Source organism: Desulfosarcina variabilis str. Montpellier, from assembly GCF_048565275.1.
GTDB classification, from domain to species: Bacteria; Desulfobacterota; Desulfobacteria; order Desulfobacterales; family Desulfosarcinaceae; genus Desulfosarcina; species Desulfosarcina variabilis.
In genome coordinates, this window is sequence record NZ_CP159846.1 from 1,748,802 (window position 1) to 1,769,004 (window position 20,203).

Here is a 20,203-nt window from a genome sequence, read left to right on the forward strand (position 1 = left end):
TTTCCGTAATGATTCATTGCGCTGAACCTTTGCCTTGGCTTCCCACCCCCCATTGGCAATGGTATCTGTTGTTATTTGGTTTTATGCCTGTGGCAGCTACCCTTTCGATCCTAAGCGTAATCCGCCATGAATGAAAAAGGTTTCACCGGCCATGGCTTCGTTGCAATAGATATCGCCGACCAGTTGGGCCACCTCTTCCGGCTCGATCAGCCGCCCGATGGGAACCTGGGACAGAATTTTTTCCAAGGCTTTCTGGTTCATTCCTTTGACCATGGGGGTGCCGACGTAGCCCGGGGCGACGGCCACACAGCGGATACGGTCGGCCAGACCCCGACGGAAAAATTCGGCCGTGATCACCTTGGGCATCACCGACATGGCTGCCTTGGTGGATGAGTAGTTGATCTGGCCGGCCGTCCCCAAGGAGCCGGTAGAGGAGATCAGGCAGATCAATCCCTTGCATTGATGGTTGATCATCTGTTCGGCACATTCGCGGACCGTCAGGAAAACACCGGTCAGGTTGATGTCCAGGACCAGTTTAAAATCCTCCAACGCCATTTTGCGTGTAACCTTACCGGTATCCCGATCCGGGGAAACCAGCATGCCGTCCCGGATGATGCCGGCGAAGGGCGCCACCAGATTGATCTGCCCGAAGCGATCGATGGCATTTTGGGCCAACTGTCCGGCGTCGTCTTCATTGACGATGTTGGCTTCCACGGCAAGCACTTCTCCGCCCATGGCCGTAAGATCGGCTTCGGCACTACTGAGCAGCGACTCGGAAATGTCGGCAATGACCACTTTGCCGCCTTTTTTCACCCAGTACCGGGCGAGTTCCAATCCAATACCACCGCCACCACCGGTAATGACGGCTACAGAATTTTTGATTTCGAGCATCGTTTTCCTCCCTTTGTTAGGTTGTCATGGATGCGCTCATCTGCAGACGGTGGATTTTGGTGCTGGCAAGGGTAAGCGGTATCTATGAATCCGAAGCTGCATTGGTAAATGGTGTTTATGGATTGCAGTGTATTTGAGGACACCGTCCTGGATGCCAAATGACCGCAATTGAATGCGCTGGGTTAAACCTCACTTTCCTTAAGATGAAAGAGAATGGCTTCCTTGGTGGCGATCTCTTCCGTATTCAGTTCACGGCCGGCCACAGTGGTAAACTGGTCGATAACGGCCATGGCTTCGGTCCGATCTGCCGGGTCGGGAATCAGCTGCGGAAGCGCGGTGATGGCCGCTTCCCTGTCCACTTGAAGCAGGCGTGCCTGTGTTTTGACTATCTCCCGCAGTTTGCCCGGGGTGATGGATTTGAATTGATGCAGGCCGCGAACGATCCCTTCCGCCGTATCGTATTCCTCGCGAGTCAACTCCCGGTTGGCGGTCATGATGGCCAACAGGATGCGGACCACGGCATCCGGACAACCGCCCTGGTGCATACTGTTGCGTAACCGGGCGTTGTCTTTGCGCAGACGCTCTTCCATGGCCTGACGCTGCTCGGCAGCCTCGTCTTTGGGTGGCGGAAAGAGCATTTGGGTCCACGGATTTTCATAGATCATTTTGAACAGCAATTCCTGGCCGAGGTCGCGGGCATCCCGGTAAGCGTTGAGCATGGACACCATGTTCTGAGAAAAATTTTTCTCCATGGCCAGAAAAATATTGTCTGCCGACACCTGGCGCCGGCTCTCTTTGACCATTGGTGCGGCAGCCATGATCGGCCAGGTGAGTGGATTCAGATCGGAAACCGTATAACGCTGGACGCGCAAGGGGTGAAGTTGACGTATTCCTTCGGCCAATGGCTCCGTCATGAGCATCTTGATCCACGGGCTGACAAAGGTCTGATAGAGCGTGTTGTTGATCGTCGACACGGTGCGTACCGAGTAAAAGGCCTCTTCATCGGCCAGGCCGTCATCATAGCCCAGAATGTCGTCCACCTCACGTTCGACGAACCGTGCGCTGTAGCCCTGCTCGGGTGACTTTGGATTTTCTTCCTCAAAAACCAATTCATACAAACCAGGGGGCAGGAATTCGAGCATATCGAAACTGCCGATAATTTCCTTGTGCTGGGTGCGGGCGATTTTGGCGGAAACGAAGATACCCAGATGGCCGATGCTCTTATGCAGGACAAGCACGATCACTTGGCCCTTGCGTTTGATTTCCTGAGAAGAACCGTAGACCTTGGCCACCCAGTTGAACGCCTGCTGAGGGGGGGTGATGTTGTCGCCAAAGGAGGCGAACAACACCACAGGGGCCTTGAATTTGTTAAGATCGATGGATTTGCCGTGGCCGATCTCGAAGGACCCCTGCTCGAGCTTGTTGCCCACAAACAGGCAGTTGACAACGGTGGCGATTTCCTCTCTGGTCATGAAATAAAAACCGCCCCACCATTTCTCGAAATTCAAATACCGTTTTTCCTCGGTGTCCACCTTTGAATAAAGGTTGTACTGTTTGGACCAGAGAGTATTGGCCGGATTGAGGTTTTCGAAATTGGCCACCAGATCGGCGCCGTCAAAAAGGCCGTTGCCCAGATCACTCATAAAGGAATTCACCCATGATCCGCCCAATAGACCGCCGGCGTAGCGCATGGGGTTCACCCCCACCAGGCCACTCCAGTAGGAAAGCGGGGATCCGTTGAACGCCATGGGACCGGTGATATCGGGCCGTTCGGCACCGATCAGGGCCGCCGCCCAGCCCCCTTGGCAGTTGCCGATCACCGCCGGCTTGGGCGATTTTGGATGCCGGCGCCGGATTTCTTCCAGGAAGTGGATTTCCGCTTGCCAGACATCCATCAATGTCTGATTGGGTTCGGGATAAATGGAAAAGATGAGGAAGTAAACCGGATGGCCGGCATTGAGTGCCATGCCGATCTGGGAATCCAGCTTGGAACCGCCGATTCCCGGCCCATGGCCTGCCCGGGGATCAATGATCAAGATCGGCCGGTTGTTTCTGAACGCTTCTCCGACCAGCCCCTTGGGCTGGTCCCGCCGGTCGATGGCGGTTCCGCGTCTGTCGTTTTCATCCCCGTTCGTCTTGGATGACGTGGACCGTCGATCCGGTTGGGTGCCGCGATGATCGATGATTTGGACCAGGGAATAGTTTGCCGGTGGATCCAATTCGTGCCCGTCGATGATCGTGGTGTAGTCAAAAACAAGGACCGGCGGCTGGCCGTTGGCGCGGTGGTCGATATAGGTGTTGCCGCGCTTACGCATGATGTCCCAGTACAAAAGCGTGCGTTGGGCCGCATCCACGCTGTATTCCACAGCATCGGCTATCCAATTGACTTGTGATGTCTCTGTTTGTGCTGTCATTTGCCCATCCTTTGGGTAAGTGGTTGTTTGCGTTTGGATCGTTGAGCGCCTGTTTGATAAATCCGTCTAAGGCCGCTGTCTCATCTGAGTGAATGATGATCATTTCTCAATCCGGGAGGATGCCGCAGCCATTAGAAAGGATCATGTCGTGTCAGATTACACGCATCAGTCCCGGATTGGTTGTGATGTAATCCTGTCGATTGGGCAATCACAGCAGTCAACTGCAAGGAGGGATAGTATTGAAGATGGAATTGCCAACTGTTGTAAACCCACCAATCGACACAAATTTAACGAATAAATCGTTCATGCTAGTTGCATGTTAAAAAACCATTTGGTTTTTGTGTGTTGATTTATTTTTGCATTGGGTAGAGAAGCAATTGCAGCACCGGTTGGGAACCCACACAATCCCAACCGCCATGGGGGATACCAGATTCCTGTTGCCCTGATGTCTCGGATTTACCGTGGGGCTGGCCGGCCATCACTGGATTCTGTTCGCCTGATCAAACGCCAAGCAATTGGGTGGCGATGGTAAAATAAAAATAAACACTAACGATGTCGATGGCCGTAGTCACAAACGGTCCGGTGGCCACGGCCGGGTCCACATTCATACGGGCCAACAGCATGGGCACGCATGACCCCACCAGGGCTGCCACGGACATGGAGCAGATGACCGCCAAACACACGGCCAGTGCGAGCATGAGCATGCTGTATTGGGCCTGGGCCACTGATCCGATGAAGACACCGTAGACCATACCGAGAATAAACCCGACAGTCAACTCTTTGCCGACCACCATCCAGATATCACGGATGCTGAGACGTCCCGTGGCCAGACCGCGTACCACGATCGTGGAGGATTGGGTGCCGATGTTGCCGCCCATGCCCATGATCACGGGAATAAAGGCCGCCAGATAGGTGACGCGGCTCAGGCTCGATTCAAAATGACCGATCACGTAAAAGGCGAAGATCCCCCCCAGGCAGCTGGCGAAAAGCCATGGCAGACGAATGCGGGTGCTTTTGAAAATACTTTTGGTTTCCACAAATTCCTCGCCCGCACCGGCCATCTTGAGGATATCCTCGGTGGCCTCCTCACGGAAGATGTCAATAACATCGTCAACCGTGACAATTCCCACCAGTTGGTTGCTGTCGTCCACCACCGGTACGGCCAGGATGTCATAGCGGGCAACCAGTTTGGCCACTTCTTCCTGGTCCATGTGGGTTTGGACACAGATCACCTCCGAGTCCATGAATGCCTTTAGCGGGGTCTGCGGCTTGACCACGACCAACTGCCGCAGGGACGCCACCCCCACCAGCTTGCCATGCTCATCCACGGCATACAGATAAAACGGCATCTCAACGTCGGCAAATTCTTCTTGAATCTGTTTGATGGCGTCTTTTGCGCTGATTTCCTGATTCAGGGCGATGAAATCGGGGTTCATGATACCGCCGGCGGTATCCGCCTCATAGCCCATGAGGTTTTCGACCGCGTCGGAGTCCTCTTTCATCAGCTTGAGCAGACCATCGGCTGTTTCTTCGGGTAGATCGTGAAGCAGGTCGGCGACATCATCGTTGGGCATGGCTTCCAAAACAGCGACGATTTTCGCCTGTTCCATGCCGCCTACAAGGGGCACCAACAGGTCCTCGTCCAGCTCGCTGAGCAGGATTCCTTTTTGCTCCCCGTTTTTGATCATGTCGAACAGCATCAGCTGATCCTGCAGGGACAGTTCCCGAAAGAGGATGGAAAGATCCACCCCATAGGCCTTGTTGACGATCTTGCGCAAATTCCTGGTGGCATTGCGACGCAAAAGGCGTTTGACGCTGGCGGTCAATATGTGCTGTCGATCTTGTTTCATAGGTCCAATTGCCCAACAAAAAGTGCAAATGCGCTGAATATAGCAAGGTTACCGGTTTTTGACAATTGATTTGGGCCGCACTCACTGGGTAACTGCAATTGGGGTGATTTGATAATCCAAATCGCTATCGCTATCGAGAAGAGACGATACATGGACATACAGGCCTGATGGTCACCGACTTCGAATCAATAAATAAATTACATTGTCACAGCTTTCGATTTCGATAGCGATGCCGATGCCGATACCGATACCGATACTGATGCCGATGAACCTGACTTGCATGCGGTTGCCCTGGCCGCACCCACATCGCCGCTGCATTTTAAATCCGTATGGCGGCAATCACCAGATAATCCAAATTCAGGAGGCGGAGGCTGCCAACCGCTCGGAAAGGGTGCAGATCGGCTCGGCGCTGTAATCTGTCATCGCATCCACATCCACCGGGTCGATTTGAGATGGATCCAGGTACGCGTCGGCATAGCGCCGATACACCCCTGTGATGAGCAGGAGCCTGAACGTGTCCGGGCACAGGTGACCCTTTTCGCACATGGTTTTCATGGTCAAGATGGTTTCGCTTAAGGTCCGCGCTTTTTTATACGGGCGGTCGGCGGCGGTGAGCGCTTCAAATACATCCGCCACCGCCATAATTCGCTCGGGAACCGAAAGGTTCCGGCCCATCAATCGGCGGGGATAGCCATCGCCGCAATAGGCTTCGTGGTGATTGCCGGCCCATTCGGGCACGTGCCTGAGCTCCCGCGGCCAAGGCAGGGTGCTGAGCATGCGGATGGTTTGGATGAACAGAACATGCCAAACCCGCCACCGGATCCAGTGGACTCGATGGCCGGCTGTTTGAATGATGTTGTCTCGGCGAACGTTTTGGCCACCAGACGCGCAAACGGATACACGGTTGATGATCCCACAATACGGATGGTGTTTCTGCCGTATTGCCCATGGGCAATGGTCGCCAGCCCCACCACCAACCACAGTGCTTGGGCGACAATGACGATTCGATAGATGATGACCCGTTTGTCCATGGTCAATCACTATGGGGGAATTTTGTTACCATTCAATGAGCAAGGAAATAAAAGAATCCGGTTCTCCAGGAAGCTCAAGTTGGAGACGAAAAGTTCGCGACAAAGTTGTTTTGTAAAAGTGTTAAGTTTCAAGTGTTAAGTGTCAAGTGTTAAGTGTCAAGTGGCGGATCAGATCTAATTTTGTATAAGAATCGACAGGATACCTTTCCTTAACACTTAACACTGGCCCATCGATCAGTTAAAATATGCTACCATGCTGGAACAGATGTCAGCTGGAGCTTTCCGGAGAACCGGTTAAAAAAACGTCGGGCCAGTGGATGGCGTCTCACCCCTGGTTGTCCTCCCGTACCGGCGTGCCGGCATGGTGTGTGGGCGGCGTATAGCTTTCCCGCCGGGCGGCGGTCACGGCCCGGTTGGCGATATCCTGGACCTTTTCGTAGGCCAGCTCGCTTTTTTGGGATAAATCGGCAATCAGCGTGGCTTGAGATGCCGCCATTTTTTCGAGGGCCTCGATTTTACCCATCAGCACATTTTTTTCCCCGTCAAAACGGGCCTGTATGAGCGCTTTTTCGCTTTCAAACTCCCGCGTGAGCTGTTTGGTCGTATCACTTACCGCTGCCTTGACGGCAGCTTCGTTGCGTTGGGGGAATTTCTCCACCTCTTTTTGGAGTCTGTCCATTTCTTGCTCACGGTTGGCAATAGCGTTTTCACGATCATCCAGGGCCGTTGTGCGCTTGTTCGTATCGCTTTCGAAATTGCTGCGCTTTTCCGCAATTTCCTTTTCCAGGGTCTTGAGTTCGTCTTCCAACGCATTTTTACGCTGTTCTTTTTCCCTGGCAAACGCATATTCATAGGCTTCTTTTTCTCGTTGGCGCTCAAGATCCAGTGCCTCTTTCTGCCCGTTGACCTGCCGGTCATGCTCTTTTTTTTCCCACTGCCAGCGGGTGCGCAATTCATCCATTTCAGATTCAAAGGCCGCTTTCTGACTGGCCATTTCCTCTTCGAAGTGCTCTTTTTTGGCTCGCTGGGCATCAATCAAGGCGGCAAGGTCAGACGCGGCCGTTTCGACTTCGTAGATCGTGTCGAGCTCGGCCTGTTTGGCTTCAATGGCCGACTGGATTTTGCGATAGGTGTCGATTTCGTTTTCAAACCGCTCGGCAAGATCGCTGAGCTCACGACTGATTGCCCCGCGCAGATCATGCAGGCGTTTTACCGGATCCTGGGCCGACTGGGCGTCGGCCGTTGCCGTGGCCACCTGTTTTTCCAACCGTTTGCGGGCTTTCTCGGCATCCAGCAGATCTTTGTTCAAACTATCGAATTGTTTTTTAGCCTGCTCATAGGCATCCAGCAATTCCTTCTTGGTATTGGCCATGGAAACAGCGGGCAGATCGATCTGATCGTTCATAATTGCATCCTTTTATTAATGGGGGGCATCAATGGTTGCGGCAAATAATGTTACCAAATAATGTCAATCCGAGCATAAATGTTAGAGCCTGTTTGATAAATCCGTCTAAGGCCCGCTAACGGCGTCTACAAGTGTCTCAAAATGCTCACACATTACATATATGCTCCGCTTTTGAGCAACTTTCCGCCTTGTTATCGGACCTGATCCAGACTTCTCAAAAAGGCTCTTAGTGCCGTATCACGACTTCTCTTATCGGTCAATCGGAGGGGTGAACCGGCACAGGATAACCGCATTTGGAATTTCTTTTCTATTTTTTCTGAATGCACGGATTTACCCGCTGTTTTTGAGGCTGAAAAGGGCGGTTTAAGAAACCCAAGCTGAGATGTCAGCTTTTAGCAATTAGCCGTTAGCCCTGCTTTTTCTTTGATGACATGTTGATACCTGATTGAAGCCCATTCACGGCATTGGGGTTATCACGGCCACCGTAGGGGCACCCCCCAGTGGTTGCCCTTTACCCCTCCCCTTGATTTTGTTAGCCGATCCACACAACAAGATTTTGGCCCGACTTCAAAACCAGGGCAGGCACAGGGGCCTGCCCCTACGACCAGGATGGTGGCATATTTTTCATCATTTACGATTACGCGTACGAGCACGAAAAAACGCCAATGATCTTCGGTCGTGCTCGTGTTCAGCGAAGCGGTGCTCGTAATCGGAAAGTTCGACATGGCATAATTACAATTGCGGGTGAACCGGAAGCGATTACCCTATGAACCGATCGTCAACCCGCCGTGCGTGTGATGATGATCCGTGGTGATCCGGGAGGGCCGCTGGGACCTTGAAAACGATAGAAGACACCGTCAGGCAGGGCGAACCAATAGTCGCTTTTCCAAAAGGGGGCCAATAACCCCGAAAGGGTCAGCCGGATGTGAAGCAAGTCATCGTTGACATCAGATCGCTCCACCTCTTTTTTTATGGCTCTGATTTTGTAGGCTTTCAGTGTTTTCAGATGAATTGTCCAAAAAAGACGCTCCGTATCAGCCGACGCGACAAACTCGCGCAGGGACAAAGAGGTGGCCTGATACCATGGGCAATCGTCAATGGCCAGGACCTTGTCAACGGCTTTTCCTTCAAATCGGCCGCGAATGACGATGGTCCGACCGGTTCTCTCAGCTATCAATTGGGTTTCGCCGTCATTGCTGGACATTTGCCAGTGCCGGGTAATATAATTTCCATCAGTAACGGTGATGTGCTCTGCCTCGGGAGATGAGCAGGTCAGTGTGTAGTGATCGCCTTTGGTCAGACGCCACTGTACATTTTTGACGGTGTCGCCGTTATTTTCCCGGTAACGGTACACTTCATCCTGGGAGGCATAAACCACGTGCCCGGCAATCGGGGAGACGATGGTCAGGCAAACGGCCAAAACCCATAACAGCCGGCGTGCGAAGGATTTGCATTGACGGGTGCAGTGGTGTTGCATGTCAGGCTGAGTACCACATTGAGGCCGCATCCGGCAACTTTTTCAGAACGCTAACAATTTTCTAACAATTGTCTAATAACAAGGTACGATCACACGATCGGGAGGAGTGCGCTTTATCGAAACGCTGATGCGATCCGGCAGAAAGGAAATTGGTCTATAGGTCTATTGAATGGATTCGGACAGGCCAAAAGTTACGCACAATGAGTACTCAAACACAGGAAAAGCTGTCTACCGTAGATGGGGGTATGGTCGATCAATGGCCGGAACCCGAAGTCGTTAAAAATATAGTGGGCAACAAGCACGGGCGATTTATCAACCGCGAATTGTCCTGGCTCGAATTCAATCGCCGCGTGTATGAAGAGGCCATGAACCCGGCCCATCCGCTGCTCGAACGGTTGCGATTTCTTTCCATTTCGGCCAGTAACCTGGATGAATTTTACATGGTGCGGGTGGCCGGGCTAAAAGGGCAGGTCGCCTCGCGGGTCCGTGGGGTCAATCCCGATCGGCTCACACCGGCCCAGCAATTACAGGCCATTGCCGCCAAGGTCAATGCATTGGCCGCCGATCAGCACCGATGCCTGGAAGTGCTGCTGGAAGAAATGGATCGGGAGTATATTCAGTTGGTGGGGCCGGAAGCTCTTTCCACCGAGGACCAGTCCTGGCTTCACACTCAGTTCCGCCAGAATATTTTTCCCATCCTAAGCCCCATTGCCGTGGATCCGGCGCATCCGTTTCCCTTTATTCCCAATTTAGGATTTGGATTGGTGCTTGAACTGGCCGAAGGGGCGGACCATGAAACCATGGTCGCGCTGGTGATTTTGCCCAGCCAGTTGGATCGTTTTATCCGATTGCCGGGAGAAGGCATTCGGTTCATTGCCCTGGAGAAAGTCGTGTTGATGTTTTTGGATATGCTTTTTCCTTCCTTTGAACTGATTTCCAGCGGAACGTTCCGGGTGATCCGGGACAGTGAGATGGAGATCGACGAAGAGGCTGAGGATTTGGTGCGGACTTTTGAAAGCGCACTCAAGAGGCGGCGGCGGGGAAGTGTGGTGCGCCTGACCGTGGATGACGACATCAGCGAAGACCTGCTTTATTTTATCCAGGCCCAATTGGATGTTTCCAAACACGATGTGTTTTGCTTTCATGGCATGATCGGTATTGCCGATATCAACGAGCTGGTTGTCGATGATCGTCCGGACCTGCTTTTCCCGCCCTACCGGGCTAGATTTCCGGAGCGTATCCGCGATTACGGCGGTGATTGCCTGGCGGCCGTCAAGGCCAAGGATATTCTTGTCCATCACCCGTATGAGAGTTTTGATGTTGTGGTTCAGTTCCTGCGCCAGGCCAGCCAGGACAAAAACGTGGTGGCCATTCGCCAGACCCTTTACCGCACCAGCGAAGACTCGCCCATTGTCCAGGCCCTGGTGGAGGCTGCCGAGGCCGGTAAAAGTGTCACGGCCATGGTTGAACTCAAGGCCCGATTCGATGAGGAGGCCAATATCGGCATCGCCAGGAAGCTGGAGCGTGCCGGGGCCCAGGTGGTGTTCGGTTTTATTGAGTATAAAACCCACGCCAAGCTTTCGCTGGTGGTCAGGCGTGAAGGCGGAACGCTGAAATCCTATGCCCACTTGGGCACGGGCAACTATCATCCGGTAACTGCCAAGATTTACACGGATCTTTCCTTTTTTACCTGTGACCCGGATATCTGTGACGATGTGTTGCAGATTTTCAATTATATGACCGGATATGCCAAGCCCACCAATCTGAAAAAAGTGGTAATCTCGCCCCTGTCCCTGCGCTCGTTCCTGCGCCAGCAGATCAACAAGGAGATCGAGCATGCCAAGGCCGGACAGCCGGCGGGCATCTGGCTCAAGCTTAATTCACTGATCGATGCAGCGGTGATCGATGCGCTGTATGCCGCCTCCCAGGCCGGGGTCAAGGTCAAGATCGTGGCCCGGGGGATTTGTGGGCTCAGGCCTGGTGTGCCAGGGCTCAGTGAGAATATCGAGGTCAAATCCATTGTCGGCCGGTTTTTGGAACATTCGCGCATCGCCTGCTTTGGCAACGGCCATGAACTCCCGTCCAGAAAAGCCAAGGTGTATATCTCTTCGGCCGATTGGATGCCGCGCAATATCGACCGGCGCATCGAGGCCATGGTGCCCATCGAAAATCCAACCGTTCATCGCCAGGTGCTGGACCAGATCATGGGCGCCAATTTCAAGGATATTGCCCAAAGCTGGATCTTACAGGCGGACGGAACCTACACGCGGTGCCCCAAGGAACCGGAAATGTTCAGTGCCCATCAGTTCTTCATGACCAATCCCAGCCTTTCCGGAAGGGGATCGGCGCTGACAACCGGCGGCCGGGCCAAGAAAAAACGTAAAACACGTTCCAAATAAAATGTAGACAAGTATGCTTGTCTGTTTGAGAACATGAGGATTGGATCATGAAAACCCTGTACATCCTGCGGCATGCCAAATCCAGCTGGAAAGATCCGAGCCTTTCGGATCACCAGCGGCCGCTCAATAAACGAGGCAAGCGCAATGTGCCCGATATGGGCGCACGCCTCAAGGCACGTCGAATAAAGCCTGACCTGATCATCAGCAGTGATGCCCGGCGGGCTCTGGATACGGCTGTCCCCATCGCCAGGATGATCGGTGTGGATCCCACCACGATCAGGCACCAGCCCGCCCTATATCATGCCACGCAAGCGCAGATTTTGAAGCTGGTCAAAGGGTTGGATGATCGCTTCAGGCAGGTGATGGTGGTGGGCCACAATCCAGGGCTCACTGATCTCGCCAACCGCTTCCTGTCTCAAACCATCTCTAATTTGCCGACGGCGGGAATCGTTGAGTTGCAGTTTGACGTGGATGCCTGGCAGGCCATCGATTCTATCCACCTTGTCCACAGTAGCGAGGATTTTCCGAAAAACAAACCCTGACGGATTCGTAATAAGTCGAAATTTCCAATTCGGGGTCATTCCGGTGTAGGCCGGAACCCAGTGTTTTCAATAAGTTCTGGATACCGGATCAAGTCTGGTATGACGAGTCTGGCACTTTTTACGAGTGTATCAACCCTGACCAAAAAACAACTTCTGTCTCAGTGGGCTGGACGTATTGCCTTGAGCCACATCCGTGGTTACCATATCCCAAAGTGAACAATTGGCTTTTAGCAAAGGAGAACCCGCATGGATAAAAAACTGAAAAAGAAATCACTGTGCAAGTGGAGTAAAAGTGATGTCGAGGATAACTGGTCTGAAATGTTTGATATCGTGGGTAAATCAAAGTTCATGTGCGAGCGCTGCCTGCGTTCGGCGCGCCTGAAAGGCAACCTGTGCAAACCGGAAAAGCTCCCCAAACCGGCCTGATGGGCTCCGGAGTTTTTACATTATGCGGTTCTCTATAAAGCTCAAGTTAGAGACGAAAAGCTCGCGACACGGTTGTTTTCTAAAAGTGCTAAGTTTCAAGTGTTAAGTGTTAAGTGTTAAGTGTTAAGTGGTGGATCAGATCTAATTTAATATCAGAATCGATAGGATGCCTTTGCTTAACACTTTAAACTTAACACTTAACACTGGCCCGTAGACCAAGATAAATTATGCTACCAAGCTGGAACAGATGTCAGCTGGAGCTTTCCGCAGAACCGGATTACATTATTCGCCTGGTTTTCCATTTTTTGCCAACCACTTATTTTTATACCGCTTGTCCTCGGTGACCTCGGCACCGAACCACTCGGGCGGGGCGAACTGCTGACTGGCTTCAACCGATGAGAACTCAACTTCTACCATCTCAAGGCCTGCCAGATCCCCGTCAAAGCGATCCAGTTCGGCGGTATACTCGCCCACCAGCACCTTGTATCTGATTTTGCTCACCCGGCACCCGCTGGTGTGGGGCCACAGGCAATCGAACTGATCCTGGGAAAGGTCGATTTCGATCTCTGTTCGTGAAAGCCCTTCGCCCATTTTGATTGTCTGGAAGCAACGCCCGGCCTTTTGCCGGACGCGCAGTTCAATGCCGGTATCCGTGGCGATCAGATACCCCTGGCGGATTGTGGTATGCGGATAACTATCGATTGCATCCGGCAGATGCTTGACCAGAAATTTACGTTCGATTTCAATGCCCATGGGATTCACCTTTAAGGATATGATTGTCGATTTCGGTCCAGTCAATGTCCAGATTGCTATAGGACAAGTCCGCGGGCAGCAAATCAAGATTTTCAAAATCAGTGCCGCGGATGGCTTTGTCGATCTTTTTGCCACCTTTAAGGAATTTACGGCTGTTGTATTTGCGTTTCGGCTGGATGCGGTAGTAAAAGGTGGATGCCCCTTGAGGGTCCAGATCGCACAGCAGGGTCGGTCCCCTCTTGCGGGCTGCCAGATGGGCCAGGTTAACGCATGCGGCGGTTTTGCCGACACCACCTTTAATGCTGTACAAAGCAATGCTTTTCACGGGAAACTCCTTTCAAGCAAAAAGTCTCTTGAAGCGCGCTTTGTTTTCATGGGAACTGAAGACCTCGAAGACGCTCAAGAAATCGGAACGAACCCGTCCCTGCTCAATGGCCAGCCGGGTGATCAGCCCGCCGGTGGCAGCGGCCAGGATCACCGCGTGGGCTGTCTGCGGCTGGATGGTTTCCAAATGAAGGGCTAAAAAATCCTGTTGAACACATAGGTCGTTGAAATCGCCTAGATTATCCTGAAGGCGCTTGAGTTGTTTGATGAGCATTTTCATCTGATCGGCAGGGAACACAGAGGTGAAAAACTCCAGCAGGTAACGCAGTTTTTTGCAGTCAATGCGCAGTTCATGCAGTTTTTCGTCCGCTGTCCGGGAAGTGATACGGCGGCCTTTCTTTATTATCCGGCGATAGCGTTTATAAATTACCGTTTTGGCCAATTCACCGATGGGGGTGTGGCCTGCGGTATCCCCGTGTGCCGATGGGTCGGAATTAACGAACTCGTCCAGTGCCGCCAGTGCTGCCTTGAATTCGTCACCCGCCATGGCTTTGAGCATACGATCCTTAACGGTGCGCCGCTTGCGTTGCAGCACGCGGAACAGTTGCAGAATCCCTGGCTTGAGCACATCGGGGACATAATCGACATAGGTCGATTTTTTTAGCAGATAGACATCCAGGTCTCGCACATCGCCGGTGATGGCGCCCATGGTTTTCAAATGCGTTTGCAGCGCGGTGGTGGTTCCCGTGGTCAACACGCCTTTGGTCTGGCCGAGCAGGCTTCGGGACCTGCGGACCGCTACCCGAAAGTCATGCAAAAATTCGCTGTCAATATCCTCGAGAACCCCATCAAGATTTTGGTGCATCACTGACGTCAGGTTTTTCAGGATGTGCTGAAGCGCTTCTGCTGCGGGCATTTGTGCAGAAAGCTGAACATTGACTTTCGATGAATAGGCACCCGGCTGGGCGCCGGATTGCTGAAGAACATCGACCAGCGGTGAAACCTCGGACGGTTTGAATTTTAACTTTTCGAGAACTTCCATGGCCTTGCGCGATTCTTTGCCGTATCCTCTGACCGGCAATAGCCGGCAACGGGCCGCCGCGTGCGCGTTACCTTTGACGGCTAACGACTCAAGTTCAAGCCTGGCAACGGTTTTGTCGTCCGTGTTGCACAAGGCAAACTGATTGACGGTTTTTTCAATGGTGGCCAAGGGGATGAGCGCACGCATCTCAATAACCGGGCCAAGCTTATCGGTAAAATCCGACGCCGGGAAATCCCAGCTGAATTGTCTGGCCTTTTTCCCATCCACCGAAATATCACTGATTCGTCGCCCGGTGGCCGCGTGGATGATGGTGTAATTGTCGGCATGGCGCAATAGCTGCCAGCCATGGTGATGAAGCCGCCAATCAAAGGTGTCATAGATGTCTACTGTCATTTGCTCGGTGGTCTCTTGCAGCGAGGTGAAGCATTGGCTCAGCTTGGATTTCAATGCGTCAATGTCGGAGGGGGTAGAAATGTAATAGTCGATCAGCTTCATGGGCATCCTTATGTATCAACATTTGAAAAGAATCGTATCGGTTTTTGATTCGTATGGTTATACACTGCGGCAGGCATTTGGTAAACTCTCATTGAAAAAATGGATCGGCCGATGGCATGATCCATTTCTCCCTTGCAGGTACGTGCCCCAAAAAACTTGCAGATGGCTGATAGGCCGCTTGTTCTAATGCAATTGTTTACCGAAACGGGGCGATGCTATTGCATGGAAAGGCTGGGGCAGCATGTTTTTTTTGCTACATGGCAGCCGGTTCCGGGATTTTTTTTAGGGTTTTGCGCTTTTCCTTATGTTGGTTGGCGTGCTTGTACATCAGCCGCACCAAGCCGTCAGCCAATCCGGTCTGCGGAACCGAAATGGTCTTGATGCCACTCCATTTCATGACGGAAATATAAATCTTAAGGGCCGGCATGATTACGTCGGCACGGTCCGGTTTCAGACCCAGCCTGGTAATCCGTTCATCGTAGGAAAAAAAGCTCAGGTAATCCCTGACTTCTTTCATCTTTTTGCGGGTAATGGATTTTCCATCCGTGCATTTGGCCAGTTTGATGATTTTATTGATGTTGCCGCCGCTGCCAATGGCATCGATGCTGGAAAATTTGTGCGTGTGTCTTTGAATCCACGTTTTCATTTCCGACCATTGTGCTTTTTCGACCAGGTTTTCAAACAGCCGAATGGTCCCGATGCCAAACGAGCGGGACTTGGTTTTACCATTCGAGAAAATAGTGATTTCCGTGCTGCCGCCGCCCACATCAACAAAAAGCCAAGCGCTGCCTGGGGCCACATGCCGCCAGGGGTTATTGGCGAAAATGGCCCGCGCTTCTTCCTTGCCGTCGATAATTTCTATATCCACGCCGGTCTGTTTGTAGATTTGTTTTTTTATTTTCGTGCCATTGGCCGCCTCGCGCATGGCTGACGTGGCACAGGCACGAATGTTCAAGGGGCGGTAAGCATCGATCAGATTTTTAAACCCGCGGATGGTTTGCGTCAGCCGGTTGGCGCGATCCTTGGAGATTTTGCCAAGGATAAAGGCGTCTTTGCCCAAACGTATGGGCATCCGAATCAGGGAAATCTTTCTGAAATAGGGTCCATTGTCAGTCTCGAAAACCTCGGACAGTAATAGCCGCACGGCGTTGGAGCCAATATCGATCGCGGCATAGCGTTCACTGATCAGCATATGAAATATGGCCTTTCGGTATATGTCAGGTGGTGATGTCACCTGCTGATATGCATAAAAATGAAGCGTTCGCTGCCTTATTCTTGCGGTACCCGCCAATCATGGAAAATGGCGAAATGGTATGAAATTTTTTACCACCAAAATGTTAGGGGCTTGTTAGCAAGCCCATTCCAATTCACAATCTCCGACTAAAGCAAGCCCGCACCAATAGTAGCGGCTTCATCTACAGATCCGTTAAATTATTTTGACAATTAACAATAACCTAACATTTGTCAGGCAAACTTCAATTAGAAAAGAAAACTGAATGATGAGGTAATCAAATGACTGGCTTTGGGATACACTTTATATATAGCGGATTGGCGGTTCTGATCGGATCCGTTGCACTGATAAAAATTTTTGATTTTTTGACGGGACAACGCATTAAAAAGTTTTTGGGAATGGAAAACAGCACCCAAATGCAATCAGGGATGCGCGTTTCAATCCCCAAACGATCAATTTGATCGAATGCTTATGCTTTGCTCAATAAAAAAGGCGGCGCTTTTAGCGCCGCCTTCAAATGGTAACCGTGGGTGTATTATAGCTTTATAGCTTTATCTTTCTGCGGACCAAACCGCAAAACCCAAGCAGTCCGGAACCCAGGAGAAAAATAGAGGCCGGGACGGGAACCGGGCAGTTGCTGTGAACGGTTGCCCACAGCTGGGTGGCGTTTGAAACGGTCTCGGAAGTATCCAGACTGGGAAACAATGAATTTTCATCAAGTCCGAAGCCCATCAGCTCCAACGTGTATGCAACACCTTCAACCTCAAATGTTTGAATGCTGATGATATCATTGTTGGCCGCATTGCTCAGGGGTGTTGCGGAATTGACCGTTGCATCGATATCAAATGTAAATTGAAAGATTTCATTCACATCTGTCGGATCACTGAAAGAGAAATTGACGGTCAGGTCCGCAGTCGAGGGAGATGTCCCGATCGAATTGGCGGCATTGAAATGGGTAAGCGTTCCTAAAAGGAACGTTTCGCCATCGGCAAGGGTGATATCACTACCCCCGATAAATTCGAGGCTACTGATGTCTTCATCGCCCCAGTTGAGCTGATTGGTTCCGATACCACTGATTAAATCACTTCTGCCCTCGGTAAAATTAGTCCATTGCCCGCTGACCGAATCAATGGTGAACGCATTTGCAGCTCCTACCGTCACGACGAGCATAAATACAGCCATTAACAAAGTGAACCTTTTTTTCATTGAATTCTCCTATCAACGCTAAAATAAAAAGAGCTCGTGTGAATGGAAATGGTAATGTCTCGTGTCTTTTTCGATAACGACTCCAGATACCGAACAAGAATTCAGATTCTGTTCATCGGTGATTAGATGTTAATTAGAATTTTCCCCCTTCCCGCAAACAGCAACATAAATGGAGCAATTTATTATTGAAAATAGAACATATAGAGAATTCTGCTGATTCATCTCAGCTTATCGCCAAATCTAAATACCAAATATCAGCAAATTGTCAAGTTTATAGAAGGGTATTCCAGAGTAACCGCATTTGACACCCGATATGAGAAATCAATGTTGAAGGCATGGCCAGCGCCTGCATCGAAAGCCCCATTCATGGTGAGATCATGCGCATTTTTCTCACGATCTCTAATAATACCGTAACAATCCTGTGAAATTCTTTTTATCGATGCAGGCAGGGATATAATTGTTTTCAGTTGAACGGTAACATTTATTGACACGGAACGGAGGATAGTTGAGATGAAATTGTTTAAACGGGTAATGAAGATTGCCGTTGTGGCAGGTGGGTTGACGGCCATGGTGGGCGGCCATGCGCTGGCTTATCATGGACATTCCTGGCTCGACCATGCTCACCGGCATGGCTATAAGAACGTCATCGTGATGATTCCCGATGGTTGTGATGAGGCCGTGCAGACGGCGGCCCGCTGGTACAAGGGCGAGGATTTACAGGTGGATCAGATGCAAAATGCCGCCGTGAAAAATCATATGGCCAACTCGGTGATCACTGGCTCGGCGGCTGCCGCTACCGCATTTGCCACCGGCCACAAAACAACCGTGCGGTTTCTCGGTGTTGGTCCCCGTACCGATGATCTGCTCACCGGTTTCGAGCCTACGGCCGAGCCCTATGCGCCGGTGGCCAGCATCCTTGAGGCTGCTAAACTCAAGGGCATGGCCACGGGTATCGCGGTGACCTCCCGGGTGACCCACGCCACGCCGGCGGCCTTTGCCTGCCATATCGAGGATCGCGGATGGGACAACGACATCATGGAGCACATGGTCTATGAGAACATTGACGTTGTGTTTGGCGGCGGCGCCCGTCATTTGATTCCCAGCGGGGAGAGTTATACGACCAGTTTCGGTGATAGCTGGGAGGGCGAACGCGAGGATGGTGAAAATCTCATGCAGGTGCTGACTGATCGCGGTTATCAGTTCGTCGACAGCCAGGAGACCATGGAATCGTTGACCTCCGGCAAGGTGTGGGGCCTTTTTGACGACAGCCATATGCAGCCGGACATCGACCGTCAGTATTTTGCCGAAAACGAACCCAGCCTGGCCGACATGGTGGGCAAGGCCATCGAGCTGCTCTCCCAGGACAAGGACGGTTTTTTTCTGATGGTGGAAGGCTCCCAGGTGGACTGGGCCGGCCATAACAACGACCCCATTTACATGATCACCGATTTTATTGCCTTTGACGATGCTGTCAAGGTGGCCTGTGATTTTGCCGATGAAGACGGCCGTACCCTCGTTTTGGCCTACCCGGACCACAACACCGGCGGGATGAAAATCGGTCATTACTTCACCAGCATGGGTTACACGGAGACAACCATTGAAGACTTGGTGGACCCGCTGCTGGGGATGAAAATGTCCGCTAACGGTGTCGTTGCCATGATGGGTGACGATTCGGACCAGGCCTTGATAGGCTCCGTGAGTGAGAATTGGGGATTGGCTATCACGCAGGAGGACGTGGACGAAATTCGTGCCTATCAGGAGAATATGGGGCAAAGTTTGTCCTACTCAATGGCTGCCGTGATAAGCAAAAACTATACGGCGATCGGCTGGACCACCCACGGACACAATGGTGAGACGGTTCCCGTATGGGTCCACGGCGGGGATGCGCCGGTGGGGACCATTGACAACACCGACCTGGCGAAAATCGCCGCTGATGCCATGAAAACGGATCTGGACAGGGTCTCCGCCAAGCTGTATGTGGATCTGAGCGAGGTGACCAGCGATTATGAAATCGTGGACGACGGTCTGGGCAATCTGACCCTCAAGGTAAGCGGTGCTGAACTGCCCATCAGCAAGGATTACATGACCTACAACGGCAAAACGATTCAATTGCCCGGGTTGACGGTCTATGCACCGGCGACCGACAAGGTCTATGTTTCCAAAAAAGCGCTGCGCATGCTGTGTTTGCTGTAATTGCCGCAAGCAAAAAGAATACTTAGCAAAAGGGGACAGCCCGATAAAGGGGCTTCCCCTTTCTTATTTTAAACGGGATGGGCGATTGCTATTTGAAATGGATCGGCAGCACAATTTCAGACTCGGTGTTGTGCTCACCATAGGGGTCGAAGTCCATGAATTGGCACAGCCGCTTGATTTTGTTTTCGAAAGCAGGACTGTTCAGGGTGCTGCGTGTGATTGCATAGGACCCGATTTCACCGTTGAATTCCACGGCCATTTTTATTTCAACAAGGCCTTTGAGATTTGGATTGTCTTTTCGTTGCTGCTGATACAGGTCCCGGGCCTGGCAGACAATCGGCCACAGGTTGTGGGTCACGTTCTCTGGTGATCGGGCGCCGGTCACGGTCATGCCAACGATGCTATCAGGCATGCTTTCCATGCAGCTTTTGGGGGCTTGAGATGAGTCCTTGCCGTTGCAGGCAAGGATATTTGAGATGAGTAAAGCCAGTACAACTAATTTTTTTTCATGCATGATGATTCCT

Annotated in this window: 18 protein-coding genes; 4 read left to right on the plus strand and 14 right to left on the minus strand. The window is 51.8% G+C overall.

Going from position 1 to position 20,203, the window contains the following annotated elements:
- Window positions 1-96 precede the first annotated feature (96 nt).
- The 8 genes from Dvar_RS07770 to Dvar_RS07805 all read right to left on the minus strand — a co-directional run bounded on the left by Dvar_RS07770 (window position 97) and on the right by Dvar_RS07805 (window position 9,068).
- Entirely contained in the window at window positions 97-891 is a 795-nt protein-coding gene (locus Dvar_RS07770) for an SDR family NAD(P)-dependent oxidoreductase (protein WP_419661123.1), read from the minus strand.
- A gap of 182 nt (window positions 892-1,073) precedes the next feature.
- Window positions 1,074-3,305, minus strand: coding sequence for a DUF3141 domain-containing protein (locus Dvar_RS07775; protein WP_419661124.1), 2,232 nt, complete (start codon window positions 3,303-3,305; stop codon window positions 1,074-1,076).
- A 500-nt stretch (window positions 3,306-3,805) separates the two neighbouring features.
- On the minus strand, window positions 3,806-5,155 hold the full coding sequence (gene mgtE / locus Dvar_RS07780) for a magnesium transporter (RefSeq protein WP_419661125.1): 1,350 nt from the start codon (window positions 5,153-5,155) through the stop codon (window positions 3,806-3,808).
- A 171-nt stretch (window positions 5,156-5,326) separates the two neighbouring features.
- Window positions 5,327-5,473 carry a hypothetical protein gene (locus tag Dvar_RS07785; RefSeq protein ID WP_419661126.1) on the minus strand — a complete coding sequence of 49 codons (147 nt, stop codon included), beginning with the start codon at window positions 5,471-5,473 and terminating at the stop codon, window positions 5,327-5,329.
- Between the two features lie 39 nt (window positions 5,474-5,512).
- Window positions 5,513-5,932 (minus strand): HD-GYP domain-containing protein, encoded by a 420-nt coding sequence (locus Dvar_RS07790; RefSeq protein WP_419661127.1) that lies wholly within the window; start codon window positions 5,930-5,932, stop codon window positions 5,513-5,515.
- Complete coding sequence (locus Dvar_RS07795) at window positions 5,830-6,186, minus strand: substrate-binding domain-containing protein (RefSeq protein WP_419661128.1); 357 nt, start codon at window positions 6,184-6,186, stop codon at window positions 5,830-5,832. The genes Dvar_RS07790 and Dvar_RS07795 overlap by 103 nt, the downstream gene beginning before the upstream one ends.
- 325 nt (window positions 6,187-6,511) lie before the next feature.
- A complete protein-coding gene (locus tag Dvar_RS07800; RefSeq protein WP_419661129.1) occupies window positions 6,512-7,591 on the minus strand; it encodes a hypothetical protein in 1,080 nt (359 codons plus the stop codon).
- A gap of 778 nt (window positions 7,592-8,369) precedes the next feature.
- On the minus strand, window positions 8,370-9,068 hold the full coding sequence (locus tag Dvar_RS07805) for a hypothetical protein (protein ID WP_419661130.1): 699 nt from the start codon (window positions 9,066-9,068) through the stop codon (window positions 8,370-8,372).
- Window positions 9,069-9,268: 200 nt separating this feature from the next.
- On the opposite strand from Dvar_RS07805, the gene Dvar_RS07810 reads away from it, so the two are divergent.
- The 3 genes from Dvar_RS07810 to Dvar_RS07820 all read left to right on the plus strand — a co-directional run bounded on the left by Dvar_RS07810 (window position 9,269) and on the right by Dvar_RS07820 (window position 12,435).
- A complete protein-coding gene (locus Dvar_RS07810) occupies window positions 9,269-11,467 on the plus strand; it encodes an RNA degradosome polyphosphate kinase (RefSeq protein WP_419661131.1) in 2,199 nt (732 codons plus the stop codon).
- Window positions 11,468-11,514: 47 nt separating this feature from the next.
- Window positions 11,515-12,009 (plus strand): SixA phosphatase family protein, encoded by a 495-nt coding sequence (locus Dvar_RS07815; protein WP_419661132.1) that lies wholly within the window; start codon window positions 11,515-11,517, stop codon window positions 12,007-12,009.
- Window positions 12,010-12,255: 246 nt separating this feature from the next.
- Window positions 12,256-12,435: a hypothetical protein gene (locus tag Dvar_RS07820; RefSeq protein ID WP_419661133.1), complete on the plus strand. Its 180-nt coding sequence runs from the start codon at window positions 12,256-12,258 to the stop codon at window positions 12,433-12,435.
- A gap of 282 nt (window positions 12,436-12,717) precedes the next feature.
- Here Dvar_RS07820 and Dvar_RS07825 read toward each other — a convergent pair whose 3' ends face one another.
- The 5 genes from Dvar_RS07825 to Dvar_RS07845 form a co-directional block, all read right to left on the minus strand.
- On the minus strand, window positions 12,718-13,188 hold the full coding sequence (locus Dvar_RS07825; protein ID WP_419661134.1) for a CYTH domain-containing protein: 471 nt from the start codon (window positions 13,186-13,188) through the stop codon (window positions 12,718-12,720).
- A complete protein-coding gene (locus tag Dvar_RS07830) occupies window positions 13,178-13,513 on the minus strand; it encodes a ParA family protein (protein ID WP_419661135.1) in 336 nt (111 codons plus the stop codon). Before Dvar_RS07830 ends, Dvar_RS07825 begins: the two co-directional genes overlap by 11 nt.
- Before the next feature lie 12 nt (window positions 13,514-13,525).
- Complete coding sequence (locus Dvar_RS07835; protein WP_419661136.1) at window positions 13,526-15,049, minus strand: CHAD domain-containing protein; 1,524 nt, start codon at window positions 15,047-15,049, stop codon at window positions 13,526-13,528.
- A gap of 253 nt (window positions 15,050-15,302) precedes the next feature.
- The gene (locus Dvar_RS07840; RefSeq protein ID WP_419661137.1) at window positions 15,303-16,241 is read right to left on the minus strand and encodes an exopolyphosphatase; all 939 of its coding nucleotides are present in this window, start codon (window positions 16,239-16,241) and stop codon (window positions 15,303-15,305) included.
- Between the two features lie 582 nt (window positions 16,242-16,823).
- A complete protein-coding gene (locus tag Dvar_RS07845; RefSeq protein ID WP_419661138.1) occupies window positions 16,824-17,486 on the minus strand; it encodes a THxN family PEP-CTERM protein in 663 nt (220 codons plus the stop codon).
- A 510-nt stretch (window positions 17,487-17,996) separates the two neighbouring features.
- Here Dvar_RS07845 and Dvar_RS07850 point away from each other — a divergent pair.
- A complete protein-coding gene (locus Dvar_RS07850; RefSeq protein WP_419661139.1) occupies window positions 17,997-19,679 on the plus strand; it encodes an alkaline phosphatase in 1,683 nt (560 codons plus the stop codon).
- Between the two features lie 88 nt (window positions 19,680-19,767).
- On the opposite strand, the gene Dvar_RS07855 is transcribed toward Dvar_RS07850, so the two are convergent.
- A complete protein-coding gene (locus tag Dvar_RS07855) occupies window positions 19,768-20,193 on the minus strand; it encodes an AgmX/PglI C-terminal domain-containing protein (protein ID WP_419661140.1) in 426 nt (141 codons plus the stop codon).
- Window positions 20,194-20,203: the final 10 nt, after the last annotated feature.